The sequence below is a fragment of the Pseudonocardia sp. SID8383 genome (assembly GCF_009864975.1).
GTDB lineage: Bacteria > Actinomycetota > Actinomycetes > Mycobacteriales > Pseudonocardiaceae > Pseudonocardia > Pseudonocardia alni.
This window is the reverse complement of the sequence record NZ_WWFY01000487.1, coordinates 1-3102: the sequence shown is the minus strand read 5'-3', so window position 1 is coordinate 3102 and position 3102 is coordinate 1. Positions and strand designations below refer to the sequence as shown.

Here is a 3102-nt window from a genome sequence, read left to right as displayed (position 1 = left end):
CCGGCGCACGTCGGCGCCGCCCTCGGCGTCGCGGGGCACGGTCTCGACCGGGGTCGCGAGGATCCCGTCCGGGTCGCACAGGGCGACCCCGACGCGGACGGCGCCGACGTCGATGCCCAGGCGCCGCCCGCGGGTGAGGGTCACGGACGCAGCGCGGCGCGCAGCTTCTGCACCGCGGCGTCGATCCCGGCCGGGTCGGTGCCACCGCCCTGGGCGAGGTCGGGCTTGCCGCCGCCGCGCCCGCCGACGGCCGCGGCGAACTCCCCGATCAGCTTCCCGGCGGCGATCCCGTTGTCCCGGGCCGCCTTCGTGGTGGCGACGACGAAGGACACCTTCTCCCCGTCGACGCCGAACAGCACGACCACGCCGGGCCGGTCGCCCAGCTTGCCCCGGACGTCGGCGGCGAGGGTCCGCAGGTCGTTGCCACCGACACCGTCGGGAGCGGTGACGGCGACCAGGGCGGTCCCGTCGAGGTCCTCGGCCTGCTGGGCGAGCGCCCCGGCCGAGGCCAGGACGGCGTCGGCGCGGTGCTTCTCCAGGTCGCGCTCGGCGGTCCGCAGCCGCTCGACGATCCCGTTGATCCGCTCCGGCAGCTCCTCCGGGCGGGCCTTGAGCTGGTCGGCGAGCTGGTTGACCAGCAGGTGCTCGGTGGTGGCGTGCTTGAAGGCGTCCAGCCCGACCAGCGCCTCGACGCGGCGCACCCCGGAGCCGATGGAGGCCTCGGACAGCACCCGGACCAGGCCGAGCTCGCCGGTGCGCCCGACGTGGGTGCCACCGCACAGCTCGCGCGAGTAGTCGCCCATGTCGACGACGCGGACGCGGTCGCCGTACTTCTCGCCGAACAGCATCATCGCGCCGAGCGTGCGGGCCTCGTCGATGGAGGTCTCGTAGGTCTGGATCTCCCGGTCCTCCTGGAGCACCGAGTTGACCTCCTCCTCGATCTCGACCAGCGCCGCGGGCGGCACGGCCCCGGTCGGGGAGGTGAAGTCGAACCGCAGCCGGCCCGGGGCGTTGAGCGACCCGGCCTGGGCGGCGGCGCTGCCGAGCGCGCCGCGGACCCCGGCGTGCACGAGGTGGGTGGCGGTGTGTGCGCGCGAGATCGCGGACCGACGGGTGCGGTCGACCTCGGCGACGACCTCGGCGTCGAGGGTCACGGTGCCGGCGGTGACGACGCCGCGGTGCACCCGCAGCCCGGCCACCGGCGACTGGACGTCGTCGACCCGGACCTCGAAGGACGCGCCGCGCAGCAGGCCGGTGTCGGCCTGCTGGCCGCCGGCCTCGGCGTAGAACGGGGTGCGGTCGAGCAGCACCTCGACCTGCTCGCCCTCGTGGGCGGCGGGCACGGTGGCGCCGTCGCGCAGCAGCCCGACGACGCGGGACTCCGAATGCAGCGTCTGGTAGCCGAGGAAGTCGGTGGCGCCGTGGGTGTCGAGGACGGCGCGGTAGACCGAGGCGTCGACGAAGCCGACCTTGCGCCCGGCGGCGTCGGCCTTGGCCCGCGAGCGCTGCTCGTCCATGAGCGCGGTGAAGCGCTCCCGGTCGACGGACAGCCCGGCCTCGGCGGCCATCTCCAGCGTCAGGTCGATCGGGAAGCCGTAGGTGTCGTGCAGCGCGAACGCCTGGTCGCCGGGCAGGGTGTCGCTGCCGGCGGAACGGGCGCGGGACACCGCGCCCTCGAAGATCCGCTCGCCGGCGGTCAGCGTGGCGCGGAAGGTGTCCTCCTCGGCCCGGATGACCGCGGAGATCCGCTCGAAGTCGGTGGCGAGCTCGGGGTAGGTCGGCGCCATGGTGTCGCGGACGACGGCGGCGAACTCGCCCAGGCACGGCCCGGTGACGCCGAGCAGCCGGGCCGAACGCACGATGCGGCGCAGCAGCCGGCGCAGCACGTAGCCGCGGCCCTCGTTGCCGGGGGTGACGCCGTCGCCGACGATCATCAGCGACGAGCGGGCGTGGTCGGCGATGACGCGGAAGCGCACGTCGTCGATCTCGCCGTCCGGGCCACCCGCGCCGTAGCGCTTCCCGGACAGCTCCTCGGCCTTGGCGATGACCGGGCGGACGAGGTCGGTCTCGTAGACGTTGTTGACGCCCTGGAGCAGGAACGCGACCCGCTCGACACCCATCCCGGTGTCGATGTTCTTGTGCGGCAGGGTGCCGATCGGGGGGTGCCCCTTCTTCGGGGACAGCGCGCCGCGCTCGTCCTGCATGAAGACGAGGTTCCAGATCTCGAGGTAGCGGTCCTCGTCGGCCTCGGGGCCGCCCTCGGCGCCGAACTCCGGGCCGCGGTCGACGTAGATCTCCGAGCAGGGGCCGCCGGGGCCGGGGACGCCCATGTCCCAGTAGTTGTCGTCGCCGCCGCGGCGCTGGATGCGCTCCTCGGGCAGGCCGGCGATCTCCTTCCAGAGCGCGATGGCCTCGTCGTCGTCGTGGTAGACGGTGACCCAGATGATCTCGGGGTCGAAGCCGTAGCCGCCCTCGTCCTGGCTGCGGGTGATCAGCGACCAGGCGAACTCGATGGCGCCGCGCTTGAAGTAGTCGCCGAAGGAGAAGTTCCCGGCCATCTGGAAGAACGTGGTGTGCCGGGTGGTCTTGCCGACCTCGTCGATGTCCGGGGTGCGGACGCACTTCTGGATCGACGTCGCGCGCGGGTAGGGCGCGGGGACGTCGCCGAGGAAGTACGGCTTGAACTGCACCATGCCCGCGTTGACGAACAGCAGCTGCGGGTCCTCGAGGATCAGCGAGGCGCTGGGGACGGGCGTATGCCCGTTGCTCTCGAAGTGGGCGGTGAAACGACGGACGATCTCGTGGGTCTGCACCGGTGGGTCTCTCGTGACGGGTACGGCTGGCGACGGGTCGGCGACGGGGCGGGCGCCCTGCGCCCGCGCCACACCGTAGGCCGCGCGGCGTGGGGACGCCGCGGGAGGCCGGTCGTGCCAGGTTACCGGCACCCGGAGGAGGGGACGGCCGGTGCCGGTGCGCGCCCGAGCGCACCGGCACCGACCGTCTGCGGGTCCCGCCGTGCTCCCGGTCCGGGGGGTCGACCGGAGGGCCGGCAGGTCCGCCGTCTCGCTCCGGTCAGACCGCGACCGGCAGCGGGGCGTCGAG

2 protein-coding genes are annotated in these 3102 nt (G+C 74.0%); both read right to left on the bottom strand.

All coding sequences use genetic code 11. The features are described 5' to 3' along the window. A partial coding sequence (ruvX, locus tag GTW08_RS12025; protein ID WP_161151927.1) for a Holliday junction resolvase RuvX occupies positions 1-144 on the bottom strand: 144 nt, incomplete at its 3' end. Beyond that, positions 141-2813, bottom strand: coding sequence for an alanine--tRNA ligase (gene alaS, locus GTW08_RS12020; protein ID WP_073574676.1), 2673 nt, complete (start codon positions 2811-2813; stop codon positions 141-143). The genes alaS and ruvX, both read right to left, overlap by 4 nt. Positions 2814-3102 lie beyond the last annotated feature (289 nt).